6 protein-coding genes are annotated in these 6,118 nt (G+C 61.4%); 2 read left to right on the forward strand and 4 right to left on the reverse strand.

Annotated elements, in window-relative coordinates; genetic code table 11:
- Positions 1–360: 360 nt before the first annotated feature.
- The 3 genes from ABIB51_RS22805 to ABIB51_RS22815 form a co-directional block, all read right to left on the reverse strand.
- Positions 361–921, reverse strand: a complete 561-nt coding sequence (locus tag ABIB51_RS22805; RefSeq protein ID WP_354191651.1) for a DUF3592 domain-containing protein — start codon at positions 919–921, stop codon at positions 361–363.
- 140 nt (positions 922–1,061) lie between these two features.
- Positions 1,062–1,700, reverse strand: coding sequence for a hypothetical protein (locus ABIB51_RS22810; RefSeq protein ID WP_354191652.1), 639 nt, complete (start codon positions 1,698–1,700; stop codon positions 1,062–1,064).
- 191 nt (positions 1,701–1,891) lie between these two features.
- The gene (locus tag ABIB51_RS22815) at positions 1,892–2,863 is read right to left on the reverse strand and encodes a helix-turn-helix transcriptional regulator (protein ID WP_354191654.1); all 972 of its coding nucleotides are present in this window, start codon (positions 2,861–2,863) and stop codon (positions 1,892–1,894) included.
- A gap of 110 nt (positions 2,864–2,973) precedes the next feature.
- Between ABIB51_RS22815 and ABIB51_RS22820 the strand changes: the two genes are divergently transcribed.
- A complete protein-coding gene (locus ABIB51_RS22820; protein ID WP_354191655.1) occupies positions 2,974–3,999 on the forward strand; it encodes a zinc-binding dehydrogenase in 1,026 nt (341 codons plus the stop codon).
- Positions 3,996–5,375: an MFS transporter gene (locus tag ABIB51_RS22825; RefSeq protein ID WP_354191656.1), complete on the forward strand. Its 1,380-nt coding sequence runs from the start codon at positions 3,996–3,998 to the stop codon at positions 5,373–5,375. The genes ABIB51_RS22820 and ABIB51_RS22825 overlap by 4 nt, the downstream gene beginning before the upstream one ends.
- 77 nt (positions 5,376–5,452) lie before the next feature.
- On the opposite strand, the gene ABIB51_RS22830 is transcribed toward ABIB51_RS22825, so the two are convergent.
- On the reverse strand, positions 5,453–5,704 hold the full coding sequence (locus tag ABIB51_RS22830) for a DUF1272 domain-containing protein (RefSeq protein ID WP_354191657.1): 252 nt from the start codon (positions 5,702–5,704) through the stop codon (positions 5,453–5,455).
- Positions 5,705–6,118: the final 414 nt, after the last annotated feature.

Here is a 6,118-nt window from a genome sequence, read left to right on the forward strand (position 1 = left end):
CACCTGGTCGTCGGACAGCTTGAGACGGCCAGAGCAACACCAGTAACACCTGGTCGTCGGACAGCTTGAGACGGCCAGAGCAACACCAGTAACACCTGGTCGTCGGACAGCTTGAGACGGCCAGAGCAACACCAGTAACACGGGGCGGGCAAGTTGAGAGCATCCTTATGCATTCCTTGCCCGCCCCGAGCGTTCGGGTCTGCTGCCCGGTACAAAAAGTTACCTAAGGTGAGGCGCGCTTTGGCATCCTTGCCGCTCGCCAGGCCTAGCAGGCGTCCGGACGCAACGCAGCGGGTCCCATTCACATGTTGGAGCTGCGAAGGATGATGAAGCTTGCTTCATCGGACAACCTCGCTCGGACTACGACAGCGCTTGTAGGTTCCTTTTCGCCTGGCGCAACCCGATGAATCCGAACAAGGTGATAAGGCAGCCGAAGGCGCCCAGCCCACCGAGAAGGGTCAGAAGAATGATGGGACCGGCGTAGGGTCGTTCCTGTCCTTCGATGACGGAATTGCCAGGATCAGCCGGATCGTAGAAGACAGTCAGCTCACGGCCCATGAGTTCCGCAGCGAATTCGTTCCTAGGTCCATCGCGCCTCTCGTTGTATCTCTCACGCCCCTCGGCCGAATACTGTCGGCCATCACCGGCGACGAAGGGGACAGTCGTGATTGTGAACACTTTGCTATATCGGTAGGTCTTGAAATTGACCGCCGTGACCCTGCCGATGCTGTGGACTCCGTTGGACACCAGCTCACGATCCTGATGTGCGGAGTAGACACCGCCGGCCCCACCCCACAGCCCGACCGTGAGGAACGTCAGGGCTATTGCCGCGAGCATCCATATTCCACCCTTATCACCGACAGTGCGGCGTGCTGGCGCATCTGCAGGCACAGCGCCACGAACATCAGATTTGTTCACCATGGATCCACATTAGAGGCACCAGCTGAAGCCACTGTGCGCTGCTCACCAAACAGCGCTGCAAAAGGCCGGCATCACTGCGAACCGTCAGCAGCCGGTGCGTCCGCTCAAGGATCCTGAGCGGGCGCTATGCACTCGGCTAACTAATCCCTTTGGTTGACGTTTAGTTCGTCCAGTTCGCGGATCGTGACTCGGGCAGGTTCTGGACCCAGCACCTGTTGCACCCGACCGTAGCTACGCCAGCAGGAAACGCTGAGGATGCTGAAAGCGATGGCACCGACACCGCCCAGGGCAATGGACATATCGAGCAGGGAGTGCGCTTCGTCGTAGCCTGGATCGTCGAACCCGACTTCGCCAAGGGCGGCCCATGCTTCGTAGGCCTGCACCCCGGAGGCAACCTTGGTCACCGTCAGGACCAATATCCACAGGAGTGCTGCCCCGCCTGCGAGGTAGGTGACTTTAATGATTCGCCTCTGCCGGGTCCAGGCCTTGAAGGTCTTCGGACGCAGCTCCGCCGGCATTGGACCCAGGGCTGCCGTAGAGCGTTTCCACCAGCGGTGCAGCAGGACCGAGGAGAGGGCCAGTGTCGCGGTCAGCACTCCAAAGGCTGCGACAAGCAGGTCTTTCGAGCTCTGCAGATATTCGTAGGCAGGATGGCCGAATGCGACGTCCCCTCGCAAAAGCGGCCCGGCAACGTTCAGGAGCCAGAAGCTGAGTAGGAAGAGACCCACAATCAAAGGCAGCTGGAAGACGAAAACTGCGACGCCGTAGATCAGCGTCATGCGCCGACAGCGCCGCGACCACGTGGTTGTGCTTTCAGATTTCTCGGCGTGCTGAAGATCTGTCATTGAGGTCCCCCCACCTAAATGGCTACGTGGCTCCAGCTTAGCCGGGGGAAGGACACGGGCGCCGCCGCCGGGGCGCTGTCTAAAAGCGACCGATAAAGGATCCCTTTACGGGCGTTTGGAGCAGGTCAGGAATCGGCTGTTCGTTGGGCTTGGTTCGCGATGTCCTGGAAGGCGTGTGCGAGTTCCGGTGGGGTGAGGACGGTGATTTCTGCCGTGGTGAGGAGTAGCCACCGTGCGATGGCGTCGTAACTGTCGGCGCCGGCCCGCACTATGCAGGTTCGACTAGTTTCTTCGGTGACTGTGCCCCATGCTGGGGAAATCCAGTGCATGATGTTCGCCCTCGGTGCGTGAACTCGGACGGTTGCTGTGACCTGTTGCCATCCTGCTGACACGGCACGGCTGACGTATTCGTCAAGGTTCTCTGCTGGTGGCTGTCGGGCGTGGGCGGAGTGGGGTGAAAGCTCGGGGTCGGAGATGCGGTCGACTCTGAGGATGGACCAGTCCTCGTCCTGGGTGCAGTAGGCAATGAGGTACCAGCGGTTCATGGTGTGCACCAAGTGGAGGGGTTCGATGCGGCGAGGGCGAGTATGTCCATTGTGGTGCTGGTACGTGCAGGTGACCTGCCGTCGGTCCCGGCAGGACCTACTCAGCAACAAGAGAGTTCCAGCGTCGGTGTCCGGGGCCTCGTCGGTGACGAGGTTTCCAAGGTCGAGGGAGGTGCTGTGGGTTGCCAGGGCTTGTGTCGCCGCTTTGAGGGGCTTGGGCATCGCGTAGTGCAGCTTCTCGAGGGCAGTCGCTGCATCCACCCGGCCGGTGGTTTTAGAGGTGGGACTGAGGCGGAGGGCCAGTAGGACCGCAGTAGCTTCTTCCAGGTTGAACATGATCGGCGGAAGAACCGCTCCCTTTTCAAGCGAGTACCCGCCGCCGAGTCCTTTCGTCGTCGTCACGGGGTAGCCGAGGTTCCGGAGCCTGACGATGTCCCTGCTGATGGTCCGGGACGTAACCGACAGTTCCTTACACAGGGCATCAGAGCTCCAGCTCCCCTGTAGCTGTAGGAGGGACAGGAGTTTCAGCAGTCGTTCGGAGGTGTCCCACATGCTCCCCATCCTGCCGTCCCTACCGGACAAGAGCTGTCCGGTAGTCCTTCTACGGTGGGTCTCGTCCGGGAAACGGCCCGGGCATTCTCCTACTCACAAGGGCCACGATCATGACGTTCGCTTCATCCACCAGTTCCCGCGAAGTTGTCCTCTCCCAGCACCGCCCCGGACCGGAGGTCCTGCCGTCGAGGTGTGTGAGCATTCAGGAGGGTGAACGCTCCCCGCTGCAAGTCGGGCAGGTCAGGGTGCTCAACGACTTCATGCAGGTCACCGCTGTCATGGCTGACCTGATGAGTGAGAGCCCGGGACTGCCGATGCCGGCGTACCCCCTCGGAAAAGCATTGTGGGGAGGTGCTGTCGGCACCGTGATCGAGTCAGCTGCCGACCTGCCCGTCGGCACTGTTGTGCAGCACATGAAGGGATGGCAGGAGGAAAGCGTTGATGAGGCTTCGGCGTTCTACCCGGTTCCGATGGAGTATCTGCCGGGCAGGGAATACGTCCTGAACCAGGGCGTGACCGCGTTCCACGGGATGGCGGACATTGCCGCTGTGACGGAAGGGGACGTGGTGTTTGTCAGTGGAGCTGCAGGCGGAGTGGGATCCCTGGCCGGGCAAATCGCGAAGGCACTGGGCGCCGCCAAGGTCATCGGTAGTGCCGGCAGCCCGGAGAAGGTTAAGTACCTCGTGGACGAGCTCGGTTTCGACGCCGGCATCAACTACCGGGACGGACTCGTCGAAGAACAACTCGCCGACCTGGCACCGGAGGGGATTTCCGTCTTCTTCGACACTGTCGGCGGATCACAATTCGAGGCAGCCGTGCAGGCAGCGGCACCAGGTGCCCGATTCGCGCTCTGTGGCGCGCTGGCCGGACAGATCGCCGGCGGTGATCAAGGCTCCCCTCGGCTGGACATCATGACCGCGATCGTCAAACAACTCACCATCCGCCCGTTCTCGACCCACCACACCCCCGATCAGCTCGCAGCCTGGGGTTCTCACTACGGGCAGTGGCTCGCCGAAGACAGGCTCGTCTTCCCGCACACCATCGTCGACGGCGGCCTCGACGTAGCTCCTACTGTCCTGGACGGTCTCCTTGAAGGCCGGTACCGGGGTAACGTCCTCATCCGCCTGCACCCGTGAAACCATCAACCCTTCTGCTGGCCGCATGCTGCCTGGCGCAACTGATCGTGGTCCTTGATAGCTCGATCCTCACCGTCGCCCTGCCCGAGATCGCTGCTGAGCTCGATATAGCAGCCGCCTACCTGCCCTGGGTCGTGAACGCGTTCGCCATACCTATCGCAGGGCTCCTGCTGCTCTCCGGCAAACTCTCCGACAGGTACGGGGCACGACGGGTCCTGCTCGTTGGGACGATTGTTCTTGCCGCGGGGAGCGCCCTGGGAGGAATGGCACCTGATGCCACGACGCTGACCTGCGCGCGAGTCAGCCAGGGCGTCGGAGCAGCCCTCATGTCCCCGGCCACCCTCTCCATGCTCTCCGCTCACTTCCCATCAGGGCCCGCAAGGGCCCGGGCGTTCGGGCTTTGGGGGGCCGCCTCCGGTAGTGGTGGTGCTATCGGAGTCCTGGCTGGAGGGCTCCTCGTCGAGGGAGCGACGTGGAGATGGGCGCTCCTGGTCAACGTTCCACTCACCGTTGGCCTCATCGCCCTCATCGCCACCCTTCCACCCACCAGAGAGACCGCAGGACGCGGACGGCGGCTGGATACCGCCGGAGCCCTTGCCGGCACGGTCGCTGTGACCTCCCTGACCCTGGTGTTCGCGACCATCGAATCGCCGCTGCTCAGCGTCGGTCCTGGAGCTTGGGCCGCCATCGCGGTGGTGGCTATGGTGCTGTTCGTCCTGATCGAAAGCAAGTGGTCACCGGAGCCGCTCATTCCCCTGCGGCATCTCGAAGGGCAGAACCTATGGGTCCTGCCCGCAGCGATGTTCTTCATCGGCGGAGCGATGACAGGTGCGTTCTACTTCCTCACCCTGTACTTCCAGCTCCACCAACAACTCACACCACTGGGCACAGGCCTGGCGTTTCTGCCGATGTCGGTCGCAGCGTTCATCGCTTCCGCGAACACGCACCACCTCAGTCAGAAGATCAGCACTAAGGGCGCTGCAATGTGTGCCGTGGCCGTGATGACCGTCGCGTTGGGAGCACTGGCAGGAACTACAGCCTTCGGCAGTACGTCCCTGATCATGTCCATCAGTGTGCTTTTTGGCGCCGGCATGGGTGTCGCCATCAGCACTGTCGCGGATCTCGTGACCGAAGCTTTCCCCGCCGCGCTGAGCGGGGTCGCCTCCGGCGTCCTGACCACAGCTCAGCAAACAGGAAACACCATCGGCTTGGCGGCCCTCGTCGCACTCGATGTGAGCGGGCCCTCCACCACGCACGGAGTAGCCTTCACAGGAGCAGCGCTTATGTGTCTTATTGCAACGCTACTCACCTGGCGTCACGTACGAGCAGGTAGTTCACCGCGATCAGCGCAGCGCTGGGCGGACCACACCAGCTAGCGCGCCATGCCGCAGGGCGTCCCGGTCGGGGATCGGCTTACGGGCAGATGAGGTTTAGCGTCTCACCACGGCGTTCGTTAGATCGTGGCGAGCTGCTCATAGCATCGAGGGGATACAACCCTTACCGTGCTGGGTGGATTGGACACCAACGCTGCTGCTGGGCGGGTAGGACGGAGTTGAAGGTTGCCGCCGCAGTTAGGACAGGCCCGATTGGGGAACCGTTCGACGCAACTTGGGCACCATGTGCATTCAAAAGTGCATATAAATGCCTCATCAGCCGGTGCAATATCACGGTTGCAGCATTCACAGTTGGGTCGAATCTCAAGCATGAAGTCATTCTATTTGAAGATTCGCCCGCTCATGAGAGCACCTCACCGTTCAGTAAGGGATCCTCTACCGGGCGCTGCACCGGTCATCCGATAAAACGAAACTTACAAAAGATCGTTATGGATCATCGATCCAGAGAGGCAGACCGTAGGGATAATCTACCCATGCTCCGGTATCGTCCGCCGGGTAGCCGTCATAGCTGTGCGGGGACTGTTTCGACGTTCGATGCCCCCACCTAGTTCCGGTCTTCCTCAAGGGAACTATTGACCTCGCCGTTAGGCTCAGGGCATGGGCGCCAAACGTAGGAAGTGGCCGACCAAATGGGGTTAACCTCTGTTGGTGGACACCTGAAGTAGCGGGATCCTTGGATTCTGCGGGAAGGTGTTCTTGTGAGCACGACAAGACGTAAATTCACT

The sequence above is a fragment of the Arthrobacter sp. UYCu712 genome (genome assembly GCF_040547005.1).
Classification (GTDB): Bacteria; Actinomycetota; Actinomycetes; order Actinomycetales; family Micrococcaceae; genus Arthrobacter.

Coding starts and splice junctions, on each gene's coding strand:
- ABIB51_RS22805 (WP_354191651.1), bottom strand. CDS start 921: ATGGTGAACAAATCTGATGTTCGTGGCGCTGTGCCTGCAGATGCGCCA.
- ABIB51_RS22810 (WP_354191652.1), bottom strand. CDS start 1,700: ATGACGCTGATCTACGGCGTCGCAGTTTTCGTCTTCCAGCTGCCTTTG.
- ABIB51_RS22815 (WP_354191654.1), bottom strand. CDS start 2,863: ATGTGGGACACCTCCGAACGACTGCTGAAACTCCTGTCCCTCCTACAG.
- ABIB51_RS22820 (WP_354191655.1), top strand. CDS start 2,974: ATGACGTTCGCTTCATCCACCAGTTCCCGCGAAGTTGTCCTCTCCCAG.
- ABIB51_RS22830 (WP_354191657.1), bottom strand. CDS start 5,704: ATGCTTGAGATTCGACCCAACTGTGAATGCTGCAACCGTGATATTGCA.